The 19,615-nt window shown below is 74.6% G+C and carries 15 protein-coding genes and 1 pseudogene; 5 read left to right on the top strand and 11 right to left on the bottom strand.

Annotated elements, in window-relative coordinates:
- Positions 1 to 73: 73 nt before the first annotated feature.
- Positions 74 to 1,369 (bottom strand): DNA polymerase IV, encoded by a 1,296-nt coding sequence (dinB, locus tag SOY78_RS05575; RefSeq protein WP_063189731.1) that lies wholly within the window; start codon positions 1,367 to 1,369, stop codon positions 74 to 76.
- A gap of 56 nt (positions 1,370 to 1,425) precedes the next feature.
- Here dinB and SOY78_RS05570 point away from each other — a divergent pair, with 56 nt between their 5' ends.
- Positions 1,426 to 2,541: a polyprenyl synthetase family protein gene (locus SOY78_RS05570; protein WP_324701909.1), complete on the top strand. Its 1,116-nt coding sequence runs from the start codon at positions 1,426 to 1,428 to the stop codon at positions 2,539 to 2,541.
- Positions 2,542 to 2,586: 45 nt separating this feature from the next.
- Here SOY78_RS05570 and SOY78_RS05565 read toward each other — a convergent pair.
- Positions 2,587 to 2,982: pseudogene (locus SOY78_RS05565) on the bottom strand (Rv2175c family DNA-binding protein); the annotation flags it as partial.
- Positions 2,983 to 3,192: 210 nt separating this feature from the next.
- Here SOY78_RS05565 and SOY78_RS05560 point away from each other — a divergent pair.
- Positions 3,193 to 4,365, top strand: a complete 1,173-nt coding sequence (locus tag SOY78_RS05560; protein ID WP_063189735.1) for a LysM peptidoglycan-binding domain-containing protein — start codon at positions 3,193 to 3,195, stop codon at positions 4,363 to 4,365.
- A gap of 54 nt (positions 4,366 to 4,419) precedes the next feature.
- The gene (pknB, locus tag SOY78_RS05555; protein ID WP_324701908.1) at positions 4,420 to 6,357 is read left to right on the top strand and encodes a Stk1 family PASTA domain-containing Ser/Thr kinase; all 1,938 of its coding nucleotides are present in this window, start codon (positions 4,420 to 4,422) and stop codon (positions 6,355 to 6,357) included.
- Between the two features lie 24 nt (positions 6,358 to 6,381).
- Here pknB and SOY78_RS05550 read toward each other — a convergent pair whose 3' ends face one another.
- Positions 6,382 to 7,794, bottom strand: a complete 1,413-nt coding sequence (locus tag SOY78_RS05550; RefSeq protein ID WP_159833223.1) for a class II 3-deoxy-7-phosphoheptulonate synthase — start codon at positions 7,792 to 7,794, stop codon at positions 6,382 to 6,384.
- A 71-nt stretch (positions 7,795 to 7,865) separates the two neighbouring features.
- Positions 7,866 to 8,573, bottom strand: coding sequence for a lysophospholipid acyltransferase family protein (locus tag SOY78_RS05545; protein ID WP_324701907.1), 708 nt, complete (start codon positions 8,571 to 8,573; stop codon positions 7,866 to 7,868).
- Between the two features lie 68 nt (positions 8,574 to 8,641).
- On the opposite strand from SOY78_RS05545, the gene SOY78_RS05540 reads away from it, so the two are divergent.
- Positions 8,642 to 9,412 (top strand): alpha/beta hydrolase, encoded by a 771-nt coding sequence (locus SOY78_RS05540; protein ID WP_036316677.1) that lies wholly within the window; start codon positions 8,642 to 8,644, stop codon positions 9,410 to 9,412.
- 114 nt (positions 9,413 to 9,526) lie between these two features.
- Positions 9,527 to 11,362 (top strand): AMP-dependent synthetase/ligase, encoded by a 1,836-nt coding sequence (locus SOY78_RS05535; protein ID WP_324701906.1) that lies wholly within the window; start codon positions 9,527 to 9,529, stop codon positions 11,360 to 11,362.
- 61 nt (positions 11,363 to 11,423) lie between these two features.
- Here SOY78_RS05535 and SOY78_RS05530 read toward each other — a convergent pair whose 3' ends face one another.
- The 7 genes from SOY78_RS05530 to gcvH form a co-directional block, all read right to left on the bottom strand.
- Positions 11,424 to 12,887 carry a mycothione reductase gene (locus SOY78_RS05530; protein ID WP_163721305.1) on the bottom strand — a complete coding sequence of 488 codons (1,464 nt, stop codon included), beginning with the start codon at positions 12,885 to 12,887 and terminating at the stop codon, positions 11,424 to 11,426.
- Positions 12,888 to 12,969: 82 nt separating this feature from the next.
- Positions 12,970 to 16,488 (bottom strand): pyruvate carboxylase, encoded by a 3,519-nt coding sequence (locus SOY78_RS05525; protein WP_324701905.1) that lies wholly within the window; start codon positions 16,486 to 16,488, stop codon positions 12,970 to 12,972.
- A 111-nt stretch (positions 16,489 to 16,599) separates the two neighbouring features.
- A complete protein-coding gene (locus SOY78_RS05520) occupies positions 16,600 to 17,163 on the bottom strand; it encodes a MerR family transcriptional regulator (protein WP_135019669.1) in 564 nt (187 codons plus the stop codon).
- Positions 17,160 to 17,891: a bifunctional nuclease family protein gene (locus tag SOY78_RS05515; RefSeq protein ID WP_324701904.1), complete on the bottom strand. Its 732-nt coding sequence runs from the start codon at positions 17,889 to 17,891 to the stop codon at positions 17,160 to 17,162. Before SOY78_RS05515 ends, SOY78_RS05520 begins: the two co-directional genes overlap by 4 nt.
- Positions 17,884 to 18,627, bottom strand: a complete 744-nt coding sequence (locus SOY78_RS05510; protein ID WP_225348543.1) for a MerR family transcriptional regulator — start codon at positions 18,625 to 18,627, stop codon at positions 17,884 to 17,886. Before SOY78_RS05510 ends, SOY78_RS05515 begins: the two co-directional genes overlap by 8 nt.
- 12 nt (positions 18,628 to 18,639) lie before the next feature.
- Entirely contained in the window at positions 18,640 to 19,065 is a 426-nt protein-coding gene (locus SOY78_RS05505; protein WP_002854606.1) for an FHA domain-containing protein, read from the bottom strand.
- A gap of 101 nt (positions 19,066 to 19,166) precedes the next feature.
- The gene (gene gcvH, locus SOY78_RS05500; RefSeq protein WP_002854607.1) at positions 19,167 to 19,553 is read right to left on the bottom strand and encodes a glycine cleavage system protein GcvH; all 387 of its coding nucleotides are present in this window, start codon (positions 19,551 to 19,553) and stop codon (positions 19,167 to 19,169) included.
- Positions 19,554 to 19,615: the final 62 nt, after the last annotated feature.

The following is a 19,615-nucleotide window of genomic DNA, read 5'->3' as shown; positions in this document are numbered from 1 at the left end:
CCGACTTGCCCTCCAGGATAGGACCTGCCGCCCCACCCTAGCCAGGTGGCGACGTCGCCGGCCCCGGAACCCCTCACTCCCGGTCCGGGCCTCCGGGGCCCGGCCGCGGCGCGTCCCGGCGGGCGTCGGCGCGGGCCTCGCGGCGACCCAGCAGCGACGCCGGCCGCACGGCCGCCGTCGGGAAGCGCCGGGCGACGGCGTCCAGGGCGGCCTCGGCACCGGCCCAGTCGCCCGCCTCCGACGCCTCGCCCTCCGTCCCCCAGGCGGGACCGCCGAAGAGCGCCTCCTGGGCCGGGGGCTGATCGGCCTCGTCCCCGAGGCGCTCGGCGCGCACGCCCACGAGCCGGACCGGATGCGGCCGTTCGGCGTGCAGCTCGCGGACGAGTCGCCGCGCCGGGCCGAGGAGGTCGTGGCCCGTGGCGGTCGGCCGGGCGAGGCGGGCGGTGCGGCTGCGGACCGACCCGTCCGGCGCCTTGAGGCGGACTGTGACCGCGCCGGCGGTGGCCTGCTCCGCACGCAGCCGGGCCGCGACCCGGTGGCACAGGCGCAGGACCTCCGGGTCGACGCCCGCGACGTCGACGGGGTCGACGTCGAAGGTGTGGTCCGCACCGATGCTGCGGGCCGCCGGGCGCGGGGCGACGGGACGCGGGTCGATGCCCCGGGCGAGCGACGCCCACTCCCGGCCGGCGGCCCCGAACGACGCCTCCAGTCGCGCGGGGTCCACCCGGGCGAGGTCGCCGATGGTCGCCACCCCCCGCCGGGCGAGCCGCTCGGCCGCCTTGGGGCCCACGCCCCACAGCCGGCCCACGGGCAGCGGATGGAGGAAGTCCAGGGTGCGCTCCGGCGGCACGATCAGCAGGCCGTCGGGCTTGGCCGCGGTGGACGCCGTCTTGGCCACGAACTTCACGGCCGAGCCGCCCACGGTGCACGGCAGCCCCAGCGCGGAGCGGACGCGCTCCCGGATCAGGTGGCCGATGTGCTCGGGCGGGCCGAGCCGACGGCGCGCGCCGGCGACGTCGAGGAACGCCTCGTCCACGCTGAGCTGCTCCATCACGGGGGTCACGTCCGCGAGCACGGCCATCACCTCGGCGGAGACGGCCCGGTAGAGCTGCTGGCGCGGCGGGATGACCACGAGGGGCGGGCACAGGGCGCGGGCGTGCGCCAGGGGCATCGCCGAGCGGACCCCGTAGGCCCGCGCCGCGTACGAGGCGGAGAGCACCACGGACCGGCCGCTCGGGGCGGCGACGGCGGCGGGACGCCCCTCGAGGTCGGGCCGTTCGCGCAGCTCGACGGACAGGAAGAACGCGTCCATGTCCACGTGGAGGATCGTCGCCTCATCGCGGGGTGCAGCGGGCGCGGTCTCGGACATGGACCGAGCCTATCCGGGACCGGCGATCCGTCGCGCGGCGCGGCTAGGGTGGGGCCATGCCCGCCGACGTCGCCGTCCCCCGCCCCCGTCCCGCCGACCAGGACCGCTTCCGCGCCGCCGTCGCCGACGCCCTCGACCGCCTGCTGGCGGAGCACCGGGACCTCGCCCGGGACGTCCACCCGCTGACCGCGCCCCTCGTGGACGCGATCGCGGACCTGACCGCGGGCGGCAAGCGCCTGCGCGCCGTCCTGGCCTGGCTCGGCTGGCGGGCGGCCGGTGGCGAGGCGGAGGACCCCCGCATCGCCGAGGCGGGGGCGGCGTTCGAGCTGTTCCAGGCCGCGGCGCTGATCCACGACGACATCCTGGACCGCTCGGACACCCGCCGCGGGATGCCCAGCGTGCACCGCCGCTTCGAGTCCCTCCACCGGGAGGCGGGCTGGCGGCACGCCGCGGAGCACTTCGGCGTCTCCGCCGCGATCCTCGCCGGCGACGTCGCGCTGGGGATGAGCGAGACGGCCTTCGCGCGCGTGCTCGCCGGCACGCCCCGGGAGGACCGGGCGCGGGTCGAGCTCGAGCGGATGCGCTTCGGCGTGATGGCGGGTCAGTACCTCGACGTGGTGGCCGAGATGGCCCCGGCGGCGCGCGACGCCCGCGAGGCCGAGGCGGCCGCCGAGGCGGTGGTGGAGCACAAGTCGGCGCGCTATTCGGCGGTGCACCCGCTCGCCCTCGGGGGGCTGCTGGCGGGGGCGGACGACGGGCTGGTGACCGCGTTCGCCCGGGTGTCGCTGCCGTTCGGCATGGCCTTCCAGTACCGGGACAACCTGCTCGGCGTGTTCGGCGACCCGGCGACCACGGGCAAGCCCGCGGGCGACGACCTGCGGGAGGGCAAGCAGACCGTGCTCATCGCCCGCGCCGTCGAGCTGCTCGCCCCGGACGAGGCCGCCGCGCTCGACGCGGACCTCGGCGACCCGGACCTCGGTGCGGACCGGGTGGCCCACTGGCAGGGCGTCCTCGAGGCGTGCGGCGCGCGCCGGGCCGTCGAAGAGCGGGTCGCGGCGCTCTCGCACGAGGCGGCCGGGGCCGTGGCGGGCCTGCTCGCGCACGGCGTCCCCGAGGACGTCAGCGCCGAGCTCACGCAGCTGATCGACGCCTACACGTCGCGCCGCCACTGAGCGGCACGGACCCCGCGGGCTAAGGCCGCCCGCGGGGCCGGCTGACCAGGCCAGGGCCTGGGCGCGACGCCGGATCTCGGTCTTCCGGCCGTCCCGGAGTGCGTCGATGGGCCGGCCGGGCAACAACTCGTCCTCGGTGAACAGCCAACGGAGGGCCTCCTCGTCGGAGAAGCCGGCGTCGGCCAGCAGCACGAGCGTGCCCTGCAGGGAGTCGAGCACGCCGGTCTCGGTGAGGAACAGGGCCGGCACGGACCGCACCGCGGGCTCGGGACGACGCACGGCCAGCAGGCGGCGATCATGCACGAGGTTGTGGACGCGGGTCACGCGCTGGTCGAGGTGCTCCGCCACGTCGGGCACGGAGAGCCACTCGCCCACGAGGGCGTCGAGCTCGGCGGGGATCGCGTCAGCGGGGACCGGGGTGTCGGAGGAAGTGGTGCTCACAGGCGCCAGCCTACGTGGCCGCCGACGGGCCCGGCCCATCGCGCCCCGGACGGCATGGATCTCAGTATGGTCACGAAGATCACATTCCGATAACATCGCCGAGGCTCCATGGCCGGGCGCCGACGTCGTCGGTCGACCGCGGGGGCCACGGGTCCCACCCGTCACTTCCCCGTCGTGTTCCATCCATCCGATCCGATGCCGAGGTCTGCCGTGCCCCACACCCCCGTCCGCTCCCGCTGCCTGCGCTCCGTCCTGACCGGCGGCGCGGTGCCCCTGCTGCTGCTCACCGGTCTGCCCGCCCAGGCCCACGCCCAGGAGGCGGCGGTGCACACCGTGCGCCCGGGCGACTCCCTCACCCGGATCTCGGCCGCCCGCGGCGTCTCCGTCGCCGACCTGCTGCGGTTCAACGGCCTGGGCCTGGAGACCGTGCTCTACCCGGGTGACGAGCTCCGCCTGACCGGCGCGGCGGCCCCGGCCCCGGCCGCGGGGACCTACACGGTGCAGCCGAACGACGGGTGGTGGGTCATCGCCCGCCGCACCGGCGTCTCCGCCGCGCAGCTGCAGCGGCTCAACGGCATGAGCGCGTCGAGCATGCTCCACCCGGGCATGGTCCTGACCACGCAGCGCACGGCCGCCGCACCGAAGGCCCCCGCGTCGCCCGCCCCGACCACGACCCCCGCCACCGCGCCGGCGTCGACGACCCCGACGGCGGCCGGCGGGACGGTCCGGTACACCGTGGTCTCCGGCGACTCCCTCTGGGGGATCTCCCAGCGGTTCGAGGTCTCCATCCCCCGTCTGCGCGAGCTCAACGGCCTGACGCGGGCCTCGACGCTGCACCCCGGCGACGTGCTCGTGATCTCCGACGGCACCCTCGAGGTGGAGCCGGTCTCGGCCGTCCAGGCGGTCGGCGACACCTTCCTCGGGCGCACCTACGCGCCGCACGTGACGGCCTCGGCGAACGAGAACCTGCGCCTGCTGCGCTCCGTCCCGCAGCCCACCCCCGAGCAGATGCAGCAGATCGTCCGCGAGACCGCCGAGCGGATGGGCGTGGACCCTCGCCTGGCCCTGGGCCACGCGTACACCGAGTCCCGCTTCCGCATGGCCTCGGTCTCCCCCGGCAACGCCGTGGGGGCGATGCAGGTCATCCCGATCACGGGCGAGTTCGCCTCGGAGCTGGTGGGCCGCGAGCTGAACCTGCTGGACCCCCACGACAACGCGGTGGCCGGCGTCGCGTTCATCAAGTACGTGCAGGACCGCACCCCCACCCTCGATGAGGGCATCGGGGCCTACTACCAGGGCCTCGGCGGGGTGCTGGACAGCGGCCTGAACCCGGAGGCACGGGACTACGTGGCCAAGGTGCGCGCCGCGATGGCGATGTTCTGATCCGCCGGCGGCGGACCGCCCCGAGGGGTCCGCCGCCTGTCCTACCCTGGGACGATGAGCAGCGCACGCCGCGACCCCCTCGTGGGGGGCATCGTCGACGGCCGCTACCGGGTCGTCGAGCGGCTGGCCCGGGGCGGCATGTCCACCGTCTACCTGGCCGTGGACGAGCGTCTCGACCGCGAGGTGGCGCTCAAGGTCATGCACCCGCACCTGGCGGAGGACCCCGTCCTCGTCGGCCGGTTCGAGCAGGAGGCCAAGACGGCGGCGCGGCTGTCCCATCCGCACGTCGTCGCGGTCCTGGACCAGGGCCACACCGAGGCCGAGGACGGCGACGTGCTGGCCTACCTCGTGATGGAGCACGTGCCCGGCCGCACGCTGCGCACCGTCATCCGGGACCGTGCCCCGCTCTCACCCCGGGAGGCGCTGCGGTTCCTGCGTCCGCTCGTCGACGGCCTGGCCGCCGCGCACCGCGCCGGGCTGGTGCACCGGGACGTGAAGCCCGAGAACGTGCTCGTCCGCGACGACGGGCGGGTGACGGTCGCGGACTTCGGCCTGTCCCGTGCCGCCACGGCCCACACCCTGGCCGGGCAGGCCGTCGTGGGCACGCCCGCCTACCTCGCCCCCGAGCACATCGCCGGGGCGCCCGCCGACGCCCGCTCCGACGTGTACGCCGTGGGCATCATCCTGTTCGAGCTGCTCACGGGCCGCCAGCCGTACACCGCGGCGACCGCGTTGCAGGTCGCCTACCGGCATGTCCACGAGCGGGTCCCCGTGCCGTCCACGCTGCACCCCGGGCTCCCCGAGGATCTCGACGACCTCGTGCTGTGGTGCACCGAGCCGGACCCGGCCGACCGGCCCGCCGGTGCCGGCGAGCTCCTGCACCGCATCGACGCCGTGGCGGCGGGCCTGGACCCCGACGAACCGGACCGCCACCCCGCCGAGGGCCCGGATGCGGAGCCGGCGGTGGGCGCCCCCGCCGCCGATGGCCCCGAGGACGCAGCCCCGGACGGGAACCTGGAGACCCGGGCCCTCGACGCCGGCGACCACCACGCGACGCGCCTGCTCCCCGCCCTGGCCGAGTCCGACCTCGACGAGGACATGACCGACGTCATCGACACCCGTGTGGCGACGCACGGGGGCGACCCGCGGCCCGCCGCGCACCCGGCGGAGCCGATCGGCCCGCTCGGGCTCGACCCCGCTCCGGCGGACCGGCATCCGGGGCGCAGCTCCCAGCGGCGGCTGCGTCGGGCGGCCCGCCGCCCCGCCCTCGACCTCGGCCAGGGCACCGGCCGGGCCGCGGCGATCGGCGCGGCCGTGACCCTGCTGCTCACCGGCGTCGCCCTGCTGCTGGGCTGGACGCTGGGCTCCGGCGGCCTCGGAGTCGGTGGCGTGGCGGTGGTCCCCGACCTCGACGGGCTGGCCCGGGAGGCGGCGGAGGAACGGCTGACCGCCGCGGGCTTCACCGCGGCGGTCACGGCCCGGCACGACGAACTCCGCACGGAGGGCACGGTTGTCGCCAGCTCGCCCGCGGCCGGGGAGCCGGCGGGGCGCGGCACCCCCGTCGAGCTCACCGTCTCCGCCGGCCCCGCGCCGGTGCCGGTGCCGGACCTGACCGGCGTCGTGATCCGGCGGGCCCACGGCGTGGCCCGGGACGCCCGATTCACCGTGGAGGTCGCGGAGCGCCGCACCGATCCCGCGGTGCCGGCCGGGGCCGTGATCGAGCAGCACCCGGCCCCCGGCGAGCAGGCGACGCCGGGCACCGCGGTCCGCGTGGTGCTCTCCGAGGGCCGCGCCGTGCGCCCGGTGCCGGACGTGACCGGGCAGGATCCGGAGACGGCGCGCACGACGCTGGCGGACGACGGCTGGGACGCCCGCGTGCATCGCCTGCCGCTGCCGCTCGCCGGCCGGGGCGAGTCCCGGGTCCTGCACCAGTCCCCCGCCGCCGGGACCGCCCTGCCCGAGGGCACCGCGGTCCACGTCTGGGTCGGCTGAGCCGGGGCGTGCCCGGCCGCGCGGTCAGGCCCGCGGCGCGCGACGCTCGGGGTGCGAGAGGGCCTCGGTGACCTTGAACGCCATCTCCAGGGACTGCTGGTGGTTCAGCCGCGGGTCGCAGAGCGTCTCGTAGCGGGCGTCGAAGTCGGCCTCGTTGATCGGGTCGGAGCCGCCCAGGCACTCGGCGACGTCGTCGCCGGTCAGCTCGACGTGCATGCCGCCCGGATGCGTGCCGAGCTCGCGGTGCACCTCGAAGAAGCCGCTGACCTCGTCCATCACGTCCTCGAACCGGCGGGTCTTGTAGCCGTTGGCCGCGGTCACGGTGTTGCCGTGCATGGGGTCGGTGACCCACACCGGTTCCAGCCCCGCGTCCCGGACGCCCTCGACGATGCCGGGCAGCACGTCCCGGATCCGCTCCGCACCCATGCGGGTGATGAAGGTCAGGCGGCCCGGCTCGCGCTCCGGGTCCAGCCGCTCGGCGAGCTCGAGCGCGTCCGCGACCGTGGTGGTCGGGCCGAGCTTCACGCCGATCGGGTTGCGGACCCGGGAGAGGAAGTCGACGTGGGCGCCGTCCACCTGGCGGGTGCGCTCGCCGATCCACAGGAAGTGGGCGCTCGTGGCGTAGGGGTCGCCGCTGCGCGAGTCCACGCGGGTCAGGGCGCGTTCGTAGTCGAGCAGGAGCGCCTCGTGGGCCGAGTAGAACTCGGTGCGGCGCATGGCCTCGAAGTCCACGCCCGCGGCGTTCATGAAGCGGACCGCGCGGTCGATCTCGGCGGCCATCTCCTCGTACTGGGCGTAGGCCGGGTTGGCCATGAAGCCCTGGTTCCACTGGTGCACGCTGCGCAGATCGGCGAAGCCGCCCTGGGTGAAGGCGCGGACCAGATTCAGGGTGGAGGCGGAGGTGTGGTACGCCTGCACCATCCGTCGGGCGTCGTGCCGGCGTGCCTGCTCGGTGAACTCGTAGCCGTTCACGATCTCGCCGCGGAAGCTGGGCAGGGTGACGCCGCCGCGGGTCTCCGTGTCCGAGGACCGCGGCTTGGCGAACTGGCCGGCGATCCGGCCCATCTTCACGACGGGCATGGAGGCGCCGTAGGTCAGCACCGCGGCCATCTGCAGGATGGTCTTCACCCGGGCGCTGATCCGGTTGGCGGTGGACCCGGCGAACGTCTCGGCGCAGTCGCCGCCCTGCAGGAGGAACGCGCGGCCCTGGGCGACGTCGGCCAGACGGGCGCCCAGCAGGTCGACCTCGCCCGCGAAGACGAGCGGGGGCAGGGCGCTCAGCTCGGCGACGGCGGCGCGGTGATCGGCCTCGTCCGCCCAGGACGGCGCCTGCGCGATCGGCAGCGAGCGCCAGTGGTCCAGGCCGGGGATGTCGGCGGCGCCCTCCGAGATGGCGGTGCCGAAGGCCAGGATCTTCTCGCGGGGGTCTTCAGTCATGTGCACCAGGCTAGGGGCCGCGTGCCGCGCCCCGGTCTGAGCGTCCCCGGATGACGACGCGCGGGCCCCGCTCAGTCGCGGGCGCGTGGCGGAGCGGCCGTACGGCCCGCCTTCACGTCCGCCGCGTAGGTGTCCACGTACTCCTGGCCCGACAGGCGCCGGATGGCCTCCATGATCTCGTCCGTCACCTCCCGCAGCACCCGGGGGTCGCCGACGGCCTCGGCACGGTCGGAGAAGTCCAGCGGCTCACCGAAGATCATGCCCAGGCGCCGGATCCGCGGCAGCACGTGGCCGATCGGCTGGACCCGGTCCGTGCCGATCATCGCGATGGGCACCACGGGCGCGCCCGAGGCCAGCGCGAGCTTGGCCACGCCGATCTTGCCGCGATGCAGCCGCCCGTCCGGGCTGCGGGTGCCCTCCGGGTAGATCCCGAGCAGCCGGCCCTCCCGCAGCGCCGCGAGGCCCGCGTTCAGCGAGCGCAGGGACGCCTCTCCGCCGGAGCGGTCCATGGGCAGCTGGTTCGCGGCCTCGAAGAACCGGCGGGTGACCCAGCCCTTCACGCCCGGGCCGGTGAAGTACTCGTGCTTGGCCAGGAAGTGCACCTGGCGGTCGAGCATGGCCGGCATGAACACCGAGTCCGAGACGGACAGGTGGTTGCTGGCCAGGATCGCCGGGCCCTCGGCCGGCACGTTCCCGAGGCCCTTCACCCAGGGGCGGAACAGCAGGCGGGTGGCCGGAGCCACGGCGAACGTCTTGGCGGACCAGTAGAACGTGGACACGAGGGCCTTCCGGTCGGGGCGGTCGGGTGCCTGCCCATGGTCTGGTCCGCCTGCCTTACCCTGGCACCATGCCCCGCCCCGTCGCCGTCGCCCCCGAAGACCTCCCCCTGCGCCTCATGCCCGCCGCTCCCGCCCGGCGCGACCACTGCGTCGTGCTCCTGCACGGGTTCACCTCGACTCCGGCCTCCGTCCGCGCCTGGGCCGAGGGGCTCGCGGCAGGCGGCTCCCCCGTGAGCGTGCCCCTGCTGCCGGGGCACGGCACGCGGTGGGAGGACCTCGCCGCCACGGGTGCGGACGAGATCCGCGCCGCCGTCCGGGCCGTCGTGGACCTCGAGCTCGCCCGACACGGCCGCGTGGTCATGGCGGGCATCTCGATGGGCGGCGCCCTCGCGCTCGACGCCGCGGCCCACCGACCCGTGGCCGGCGTGCTCGTGGTGAACCCCGCGCTGCGCTTCGCCAGCCCCCTCGCCCCCTTCGCCCCGCTGCTGGCCCCGTTCGTCCCCACGGTCGCCCCGATCGCGGACGACATCGCGGACCCGACGGCGCGCGAGCGCGCCTACCCCCGCACGCCGGTGGCCGGCGTCGCCGCCCTCGGCCGCATCCAGCGGGCCGCCCGCCGCGCCCTGCCGCGGATCACCGCTCCCGTGACGGTCTACCGGTCCGCCCGCGACGCCGTCGTGCCCGCCTCGAGCCACCGGACCCTGGTGCGGGGCCTGCGCCAGGCCCCCGTGGAGGTGGTGGGACTGCCCCGCAGCCGCCACGTCGCCACGCTCGACTACGACCTGCCGCTGCTGATCGACCACGGCCGGAGCGCGGTCGCCGCCATGACGACGCACTGAGTCGCGCCCGGACCCTGCCGCTGCCGGTTGTAGAGTGTGCGTGACACGACTCACACATACTTCCGTTCCGCCGACCATCGGTCGGCGGGACCGACCCGACGCCCGAGGAGTCCCATGCACGAGATCAGCGAGCCGTACCACCCCCGCCTGTCCCCGGAGGCGAACATCACGGACTTCCTGGAACGCCAGGCCACGGAGCGTCCCGACCACGGCCTCTTCGCGGTGCCCGACGCGCAGGACCAGTGGACGGACGTCTCCGCCCGGGACGCCCGCGAACGCGTGCGGGCCCTGGCCAAGGGGCTCATCGCCGCCGGGATCCAGCCCGGGGAGACGGTCGGTCTCCTGGCCTCCACCCGCCTGGAGTGGACACTGGTCGACTTCGCCATCTGGTATGCCGGCGCGGTCACCGTGCCCGTGTACGAGACCTCCTCCGTCAGCCAGGTGTCCTGGATCATCGAGGACTCGGACGTGCGCGCCGTCGTGACCGGGAACGAGGACCTCGCCAAGACGGTGCGGGACGCGGTGCAGCGCGAGGGCCTGCCGGAGCTGATCGGCCTGTGGACGATGGACCCGGCCGACGGCGCCCCCGGCTCCGGCCTCGAGGCGCTCGTCGCCCTGGGCGCGGACGTCACCGATGAGGAGCTCGAGACGCGCCGGTCCTCCGCCGGCCTGGCCGACCTGGCGACCATCATCTACACCTCCGGCACCACGGGCCTGCCCAAGGGCTGCGAGCTCACGCACGAGAACTTCGCGGAGCTCGTCAACCAGACCCTGTCCTCCTCGCTCGGCGACGTCGTCCGCGAGGACACCTCCACCGTGCTGTTCATCCCCCTGGCGCACGTGTTCGCGCGCTTCGTCTCGGTGCTCACCGTCGCCGCGGGCGCACGCTGCGGGCACGTCTCGGACATCAAGCGGCTCTCGGTCTCGCTGCAGACCTTCCAGCCGAGCTTCGTGCTGGCCGTGCCGCGCGTGTTCGAGAAGATCTACAACGCGGCGCTGCTCAACGCGCAGAGCGGCGGCAAGGAGAAGATCTTCCGCCGTGGCGCGGACGTGGCGATCCGCTGGTCCCGGGCGCTGGACTCGGGCCAGATGACGGCGCCCCTGCGGCTGCAGCGCGCGTTCTACTCCGCGCTGGTCTACCGCCGGATCCGGACGGCCATGGGCGGCCGGCTCGCGTACGCGGTCTCCGGCGGCGGCCCCCTCTCCACCGACCTGGCGCACTTCTTCCGCGGCGTGGGCGTGACCATCCTCGAGGGCTACGGCCTCACCGAGACGACGGCCCCCATCACCGTGGGCCGGCCGGACCGGCTGAAGATCGGCACGGTCGGACACCCCCTCGGCGGCAACCAGGTGCGGATCGCCGAGGACGGCGAGATCCTCACGCGCGGCACGTCGCTGATGCGCGGCTACCACAACCGGCCGGAGGCGAACGAGGAGGCCTTCGAGGACGGCTGGTTCCGCACCGGCGACCTCGGGGCCCTGGACGACGACGGCTTCCTCACGATCACCGGCCGCAAGAAGGAGCTGCTGGTGACGGCCGGCGGCAAGAACGTGGCACCGGCGATGCTCGAGGACGCGATCCGCAGCGACGCGCTCGTCTCCCAGGTGATGGTGGTCGGCGACGGCAAGCCCTTCATCGCGGCGATCGTCACCCTCGACACCGACACCCTGCCCGCGTGGCTCGCCGCGAACGGGCTGCCGAAGGACCTCGACGTCGCTGCGGCCGCACGCGAGGACGCGGTGCGCCGTCACATCCAGGAGGCCGTGGACAAGGCCAACAGCCTGGTCTCGCGCGCCGAGGGGATCCGGGAGTTCCGCATCCTCGACCGCGACTTCTCCCTGGAGGAGGGCCATGTGACCCCGTCCCTGAAGATGCGCCGGTCGGCGATCATGAAGGACTTCGCCGCGCAGATCGCGGACATCTACGGGGAGCCCGCCCCGCAGAACTGAACGCCCCTCGACGACGGCGCCCGGCCCCCGCGGCCGGGCGTCGTCGTCCCCGCGGGTCCGGTCAGAGCAGACCGGAGTCCGGCACGTCCAGGCCCAGCAGCGCGTTCTCGACGACCTCGGTGAGGGCCGGGTGGGGCCAGTACTGGCCCCGCGCGAGCCGGTGGGCGTCGATGCCGAACGCCATGCCGGTCACGAGCGGCTGGATGAGGTTCGCGGCCTCGTGCCCCAGGATGTGCCCGCCCAGGATCCGTCCCGTGGCCTTCTCCGCGACGACGGTGCACACGCCCTCGGTGTCCTCCATGGCCCAGCCGTAGGCGACGTCCCCGAAGGACTGGGTCTTCACCGTGATCGCGTCCGCGCCGTAGTCGGCGAGCGCCTGTTCCACCGTGAGCCCGACGGAGGCCGCCTGCGGATGGGTGAACACGGCCGCCGGCACGGGGCCGAGCGTGTTGGCGCGGAGGTCGTCCGGATGCTCCAGGTTGTGCGCGATGACGCGGGCCTCGTGGTTGGCCACGTGCTTGAGCTGCCACGTGTTGGCGACATCCCCGAGCACGTAGACCCCCTCCACCGGAGCACCGTCGGAGAGCGCGCGCTGGTGCTGGTCGCTGGCCAGGACGCCGCCGTCGGTGACGTCCAGTCCCGCGGCGGCGGGGTCGAGGCGGTCCGTGTTGGGCGTCCGGCCGACCGCGATCAGCACCGCGTCCGCCTCGATGGCCTCCTCCACGATGCCGGTCTGCTCCTGGCCCTCCGCGCGATCCAGGTGCACCCGGACCCAGCCGTCCGCGGCCCGCTCGGCGTCCTCGACCGGTTCGATCCCGGCCAGGGTCCACCCCGTGCGCAGGTCCCACCGTCGGGCAGCGATCTTCGTGAACGTCGTGGACACGGACATGTCGTGCTGCTTGAGCAGCCGGTGGCCGCGGTTGACCTGGACGACCTCGGTCCCCAGCCCGGCGAAGACGGAGGCGAACTCGCAGGCGATGAACCCGCCGCCCACCACGAGCAGCCGCCGCGGCAGCCGATCCATCCGCATGACGGTGTCCGAGGTGTGCACCGACGGCAGGTCCAGGCCCGGGATCGCCGGGAGGGTGGGCCGAGACCCCGCGGCGACCACCACCTGGTCCGCCGTGATCTCCCGGCCCGAGGCGGTGCGCACGCGGCGGGGGCCGACGAAGCGGACCTCCTCCTGGATCACGCTCGTGTAGTCCAGATCGTCCCGGCGGTAGCGGAGCCCGTCGCGGCTGATGCCGTCGATGCGCGTGAAGATGCGGTCCCGGATGGCCGGGAAGTCGGCGCCCGTGAACTCCAGCCCCACCCCGAGGCTCCGGGCCTCGGGGGGCAGCGCGGCCAGGCCGGCCGGGTAGGCGTACATCTTGGTGGGGATGCAGCCGACGTTCAGGCAGGTGCCGCCGAACGTGCCGGAGTCGGCGATCACGACGCTCCGGCCCTTCCAGTGTTCGCTGATCAGGGAGTTCCCCGATCCGGAGCCGATGATGAGCAGGTCGTGGTGTTCCGCAGAGGTGGCCATGCCTCCCAGGATAGGCACGGGCCCGGACGCGGTGGCGTCCGGGCCCGTGGGGCGGCCCGCCGGCGGCGGGCTCACGCGGGGCTCACTCGATCACGAGCAGCAGGTCTCCGCCGTTGACGGGCGTGACGCCCTCCGTGACCACGCGGCGCACGGTGCCCGCAGCCTGGGCCGTGATCGTGGCCTCCATCTTCATCGCCTCGATCGTGGCCACCGCCTGGCCGACCTCGACGGCGTCGCCCTCGGCCACCTGGACGGTGACCGAGCCCGCGAACGGGGCGGCGACGTGGCCGGGGGTGCCGGGGTCCGCCTTCTCCGCGGTCCGCACGGTGGACTCGATCGAGCGGTCCCGGACGGTCATCTGGCGCAGCTGGCCGTTCAGGGTGACCATCACCGTGCGCATGCCCTTCTCGTCCGGCTCGGAGACGGACATGAGGGTGGCGAGCAGCCGGACACCGCGTCCGAGCGAGATGACGTGCTCACGCCCGGGGACGAGGCCGTAGAGGAAGTCGCGGGTGTGCAGGGTGACGGTGTCCCCGAACTCCTCGCGGTGCGCCTCGAACTCCTTCGTGGGGCCGGGGAAGAGCAGGCGGTTCAGCACCGCGCGGCGGGTCTGTCCGGCCTCGGCGAGGGCGCTCGAGTCCTCCGCGGAGATCTCCACCATGCCCGCGCCCTCGCGGCGACCCTGGAGGGCCTTGGTCCGGAAGGGCTCCGGCCAGCCGCCGGGCGGGTCGCCGAGCTCGCCGCGCAGGAAGCCGATCACGGAGTCCGGGATGTCGAACTCCTGCGGACGCTCCGCGAACTCCTTCGGGTCCACGCCGGAGCCGACCAGCTGCAGCGCCAGATCGCCCACCACCTTGGAGGACGGGGTGACCTTGACGAGGTGGCCGAGCAGGTCGTCGGCCGCGGCGTACATCGACTCGATGGCCTCGAACCGCTCCCCCAGGCCGAGCGCGATCGCCTGGGTGCGCAGGTTGGACAGCTGGCCGCCCGGGATCTCGTGGTGGTACACGCGGCCGGTCGGGGCGGGCAGCCCCGCCTCGAAGGGCGCGTACGCCGAGCGGACGGACTCCCAGTAGGGCTCCATCGCGGTGGCGGCCTCGAGGCCGAGACCGGTGTCCCGCTCGGTGTGCTCGAGCGCCGCGACCAGGGCGGACAGCGGCACCTGGCTGGTGGTGCCCGCCATGGACGCGGTGGCCGCGTCGACGGCGTCCACGCCGGCCTCCGCCGCCGCGAGCAGGGTGGCCAGCTGGCCGCCGGCGGTGTCGTGCGTGTGCAGGTGCACGGGCAGGTCGAACTCGGCGCGCAGGGCGGTGACGAGCTCGCGCGCGGCGGCGGGCCGCAGCAGGCCCGCCATGTCCTTGATCGCCAGGACGTGGGCGCCGGCGTCGACCATCCGGCGGGCGAGGCCCAGGTAGTAGTCGAGCGTGTAGAGCGTCTCCTTCGGGTCCGTCATGTTGCCCGTGTAGCACAGGGCCGCCTCGGCCACGGCGGTGCCCGTGGCACGCACCGCCTCGATGGCCGGGGTGATCTGCTCGACGTCGTTGAGGGCGTCGAAGATGCGGAACACGTCGACGCCGGACGCCGCGGCCTCGGCCACGAACGCGTCCGTCACCTCGGTGGGGTACGGCGTGTAGCCCACCGTGTTGCGGCCGCGCAGCAGCATCTGGATCGGGATGTTCGGCAGCTCCGCGCGCAGCAGCTCGAGGCGCTGCCACGGGTCCTCGTGGAGGAAGCGCAGCGCGACGTCGTACGTCGCCCCGCCCCAGGCCTCCACGGAGAGCAGCCCCGGCAGGGTGTGCGCGACGGCGGGCGCGGCGGCCAGCAGGTCGCGCGTGCGGACGCGGGTGGCCAGCAGGGACTGGTGGGCGTCGCGGAACGTGGTGTCCGTGACGGCCAGCGCTGTCTGCTCACGCAGGGTGCGGGCGAAGCCCTCGGGGCCCTGCTCCAGCAGCACCTGACGCCAGCCGTGCGGGGGCACCGCGTCCTCGTTCCGGCTCGGGCCGTCGAAGGGCGAGCGGTCCGGCTCCTGGTGCTTGTCGCCCGGGTGCTCGGGGAGGCGGTCGCGAGGGTCGATGCCCTCGACGCGCGGGCCGTGCGGCTGGTTGACGGTGACGTCCACGAGGTACTGCAGGGCCTTGGAGCCGCGGTCCTGGGAGCGGTTCACCGTGGCCAGCTCGGGGTGCTTGTCGATGAAGTCCGTGGCGACGTCGCCGCTGAGGAACTGCGGGTTGTCCATCACGTTCATCAGGAAGGGGATGTTGGTGGCCACGCCGCGCACGCGGAACTCTGCCAGGGCGCGGCGCACGCGGCGCACGGCCGTGGCGTAGTCGCGTCCGCGGCAGGTGAGCTTGACCAGCATGGAGTCGAAGTGCGGGCTGATCTCCGCACCGGCGTAGATGGTGCCGCCGTCGAGGCGCACACCGGAGCCGCCGGCCGAGCGGTAGGCGGTGATGGTGCCGATGTCCGGGCGGAAGCCGTTGGCCGGGTCCTCGGTGGTGATGCGGCACTGGATGGCGAAGCCGCGGACCTGGAGGGCGTCCTGCGTGATGCCCAGCTCGGGCAGGGTGGCGCCGGCGGCGATGCGCAGCTGCGCGCCCACCAGGTCCACGTCCGTGACCTCCTCGGTCACGGTGTGCTCCACCTGGATGCGGGGGTTCATCTCGATGAACACGTGCTGGCCCGCACGCTCGCCCGCCGTGTCCACGAGGAACTCGACGGTGCCCGCGTTGACGTACCCCATCTCCTTGGCGAAGGCGACGGCGTCCCGGTGCAGGGCCTGCCGGATCTCCTCGTCCAGGTTCGGGGCCGGGGCCATCTCGATGACCTTCTGGTGGCGGCGCTGGAGCGAGCAGTCCCGCTCGAAGAGGTGCACGACGTTGCCCTCGCCGTCGGCGAGGATCTGCACCTCGATGTGCCGCGGCCGCAGGACGGCCTGCTCGAGGAACACGGTGGGGTCGCCGAAGGCGGTGTCCGCCTCGCGCATCGCGGCCTCGAGTGAGCCGCGCAGGTCCTCGGGGCGCTCGACGCGGCGCATGCCGCGGCCGCCGCCGCCGGCGACGGCCTTGACGAAGATGGGGAAGCCGATCTCCTCGGCCTGCTCCAGGAGCCACTCGACGTCGGCGCTCGGGTCCGAGGAGGCCAGGGTGGGGATGCCCGCACGCTTGGCCGCGCGCAGGGCCTCGACCTTGTTGCCGGTCAGCTCGAGGACGTCGGCGGGCGGGCCGACGAAGGTGATCCCGTTCTCGGCCGCGGCGCGGGCCAGGCCGGCGTTCTCCGACAGGAAGCCGTAGCCCGGATAGATCGCGTCGGCCCCGGCGTCCTTGGCCACGCGGATGATCTCGTCCACGTCGAGGTAGGCGCGCACGGGGTGGCCCTCCTCGCCGATGCGGTAGGCCTCGTCCGCCTTCTGGCGGTGGATCGAATTGCGGTCCTCGTAGGGGAAGACGGCGACGGTGCGGGCGCCCAGCTCGTAGCAGGCGCGGAAGGCGCGGACGGCGATCTCGCCGCGGTTGGCCACCAAGACCTTGGAGAAGACGGCGCCGGCTCCGGTCGACCCGGCCGCGTCCTCTGGAGGGGTGGAGTTCTCGACAGGTGCGGTCATGGTTGGGAGTGTGTCACACCGCGCCGGAGTTCCGCCTCATGTCGCGCACAGTCACCGCTGCGAGACGAAAGATGACTGACTCGGCCCTCCGGGGCGCCCCGCGGTGGAGGGTCAGGCGGAGCGGCGGGCCCGACGCCGCCCGGCCAGCTCGTCCCCCGGCTCGGGGGCGCCGACCACGCTCTCGCGGGGCAGCTCGGCGAGGCTGCCCTCGACCTCGCGCCACACGCGGCCGACGGCGATCCCGAAGACGCCCTGGCCGCCCTGGACGAGGTCCACGACCTCGTCCGCCGAGGTGCACTCGTACACCGAGGCGCCGTCGCTCATCAGGGTGATCTGCGCCAGATCCTCGACACCCCGCTCGCGCAGGTGGCCCACGGCGGCGCGGATCTGCTGGAGCGAGACGCCGGTGTCCAGGAGGCGCTTGACCACCTTGAGGACGAGGATGTCGCGGAACGAGTAGAGCCGCTGGGAGCCGGAGCCGGAGGCGCTGCGGACCGTGGGGACCACGAGGTCCGTGCGGGCCCAGTAGTCGAGCTGGCGATAGGTGATGCCGGCGGCCTTGCACGCGGTGGGACCGCGGAAGCCGACGTCGTCGCCCCGGGTCGCGCCCTCGTCGAAGAGCGTGCCCTGGGTGCCGAGCGCGGGGGGCCGGCCAGGACCTGCAGTGGGTGTCACGGGGAACCTCCTGGTGCGGGGCCCCCGGTGCGGGAAGGGGACGCGACCGTCATGTGCCGCCGGTGACCGTGGCGGCGCTCCCCGGTGACCGTGGGGAGGACGACGGAGGCGCCCCGGGTGGCGGGGCCCTCTTCCCCTCGAAGGTACGCGCGGGTCCGGGGGCGGTCAACGAAGCCGGCGGCGCGGCCGCGCCGTGTCGCCCCGGCTCCGCTCAGGCGAAGTCCTCGGGGCGCACCGTGTCCAGGAAGTCGCGGAAGTCCTCGACGGCGCGCTCCTGGCCGGCGTCCTCCTCCCCCGTCCGCGCCGGGCATGCCGGCGTCCGCGAGCACGGCGGGGCTGCCGAGCACGGGGGCGTCGGCGCGCAGGGCGACCACGACGGCGTCCGACGCGCGGGCGTCGACCCGGGCGCCCGTGGAGAGCACGAGCTCGGCGTGCACGACCTCGTCCCGGATCTCGGTGAGCCGCACCCGCACGACCTCGGCGCCCAGGGCGTCGACGGCGGCCAGGAGCAGCTCATGGGTGAGGGGCCGGGGCGCGCGGACGCCCTCGAGTGCGAGCGCGGCGGCGGCGGCCTCGGGCGCGCCCACCCACAGCGGGACCATCGTGCGGCCGGGCGGATCCACCAGCAGGATCACATGGTGCTGCTCGGGCAGCTCGACGCGCACGCCGAGCACGGAGAGCGGCACGTCGCCGACGTCGTCGGCGGGCACGGGGCGCGGCTCAGTCATCCCACTGCTCCAGCCCCTCGGCCACGAGGGCCGCGTGCAGCCGCAGGCTGGCCTGCGCGATCTCCCGTGCCGAGCGGGCCACGCGGGGGCGGGTGCCGGCATCGCGGCGGGCCTGCAGCGGGGCGACGGCGCGCTCCACCAGGCCCAGCTCGCGGTCGGCGGCGGCCCGCAGCGGGCGCAGGTGCCGCGGCTCCAGGCCGTGGCCCGCGAGCACGACGGCGGCCCGGGCCACGTCCATCGCGTGGCTCGGGTAGCCGCCGTCGGGATCGACGGGCAGGAGTGAGTACTGGTCCAGCTCGGCCAGCAGCTCCTCGCCCGCACCGGATTCGGCGGCGAGCTCGGCGCGTGTCCACGACCGGCGGCCCCCGGCGACCTCGCGGCCGAGCCGATCCGCGTCCGAGGACGCCGGGACCGCCGCGGTTCCGGGCAGGTCGGTGGGGCGTTCACCGCGGTCCAGCGCGGCCAGGTGTTCGGCGATCACCTTGAGCGGCAGGAAGTGGTCGCGCTGCAGGGCGAGGACGAACCGGAGCCGGTCCACGTCCTCGGGCCGGAAGCGCCGGTAGCCGGCGGGGGTCCGCTCGGGCAGGACGAGGCCACGCTCCTCCAGGAAGCGCACCTTGGACGCGGAGACGCCGGGGAATTCGGCTTCGAGGGCGGCCACCACCTCGCCGATGCCCAGCCGGCCCGCAGGGCGGGCGGTGGGGACGGCGTCGGGGCGCGGGCGCGGATCGGTCACGGGGATGGCGGCTCAGCCCCGCGCCGGTCCGGCGTAGTACGTGAGCCGGTACTTGCCGATCTGCACGTGCATCCCGGAGCGCAGCAGGATCTCGTCCACGCGGTCGTGGTTCACGAAGGTGCCGTTGAGGGAGTTCAGGTCCACGAGCCGATGGCCGCCGTCCTCGGCCCGGAACTCCGCGTGACGACGGGAGACGGTGACGTCGTCGAGGAAGATGTCCGCGTCCGGGTGGCGCCCCACGGAGACCACGTCCTCGTCCAGCAGGAAGCGGGCGGACTGGTCCGGGCCCTCGTGGGCGAGCAGCAGCGCGGAACCGGCCGGGAGGGCGCGGATCGCGTCCGACTCCTCGCGGGTGAGGTCCGCCGAGACCAGCGGCGCCAGCTCGGTGAGGTTGATGGCGGAGGTGGACAGGTCCGGTTCACGTCCGGGCTGGTTCATGGGGTGCTCCTGTGCGAGGGCCGGCGCCGCGGCGCCGGAGGGAGAGACGAAGGGGACGCCGTCGCCCCGCCGGCCAGCGGCGGGGCGAGGGCGGACGGGGCTCAGCTGGTGTGCGAGGCGTAGCCCTCGGCGTCCATGAGGCCCTCGAGCTGGGCCTCGTCCGCGAGGGTGATCTCGAACAGCCAGCCGCCCTCGTAGGGGGCGGAGTTGACCAGGCCGGGCTCGCCGTCGAGCTCGTCGTTGACGGCGGCCACGGTGCCGGAGACCGGGGCGTAGATGTCCGAGACGGACTTCGTGGACTCGACCTCGCCCACCGCGGTGCCCGCGGTGACCTCGGTGCCGACCTCCGGCAGGTCCACGTACACGACGTCACCCAGCGCATCCTGGGCGAAGTCGGTGATGCCCACGCGGACCGTGCCGGCGGCACCGGCCTCGGCGATCCACTCGTGCTCGGCGGAGTACTTCAGGCCTTCGGGGATGGAGCTCATGGAGTGCGCGTCCTTTGCGTGGTCGGGAGTGATGACGTCGTCTCGCAGACTACCGAGCGGCG

Origin of the sequence: Micrococcus sp. HOU01, assembly GCF_035609305.1 — a bacterium.
Lineage (GTDB): Bacteria > Actinomycetota > Actinomycetes > Actinomycetales > Micrococcaceae > Micrococcus > Micrococcus luteus.
The sequence above is the reverse complement of the archived record's forward strand: the minus strand, read 5'-3'. Positions and strand labels throughout refer to the sequence as shown.

Bases quoted from the DNA above. Each gene is read 5' to 3' on its own strand.
- SOY78_RS05535 (WP_324701906.1), top strand. From the start codon at position 9,527: ATGCACGAGATCAGCGAGCCGTACCACCCCCGCCTGTCCCCGGAGGCG.
- SOY78_RS05550 (WP_159833223.1), bottom strand. From the start codon at position 7,794: ATGACTGAAGACCCCCGCGAGAAGATCCTGGCCTTCGGCACCGCCATC.
- SOY78_RS05505 (WP_002854606.1), bottom strand. From the start codon at position 19,065: ATGAACCAGCCCGGACGTGAACCGGACCTGTCCACCTCCGCCATCAAC.
- SOY78_RS05530 (WP_163721305.1), bottom strand. From the start codon at position 12,887: ATGGCCACCTCTGCGGAACACCACGACCTGCTCATCATCGGCTCCGGA.
- SOY78_RS05515 (WP_324701904.1), bottom strand. From the start codon at position 17,891: ATGACTGAGCCGCGCCCCGTGCCCGCCGACGACGTCGGCGACGTGCCG.
- SOY78_RS05540 (WP_036316677.1), top strand. From the start codon at position 8,642: ATGCCCCGCCCCGTCGCCGTCGCCCCCGAAGACCTCCCCCTGCGCCTC.
- dinB (WP_063189731.1), bottom strand. From the start codon at position 1,369: ATGTCCGAGACCGCGCCCGCTGCACCCCGCGATGAGGCGACGATCCTC.
- gcvH (WP_002854607.1), bottom strand. From the start codon at position 19,553: ATGAGCTCCATCCCCGAAGGCCTGAAGTACTCCGCCGAGCACGAGTGG.
- pknB (WP_324701908.1), top strand. From the start codon at position 4,420: ATGAGCAGCGCACGCCGCGACCCCCTCGTGGGGGGCATCGTCGACGGC.
- SOY78_RS05570 (WP_324701909.1), top strand. From the start codon at position 1,426: ATGCCCGCCGACGTCGCCGTCCCCCGCCCCCGTCCCGCCGACCAGGAC.
- SOY78_RS05525 (WP_324701905.1), bottom strand. From the start codon at position 16,488: ATGACCGCACCTGTCGAGAACTCCACCCCTCCAGAGGACGCGGCCGGG.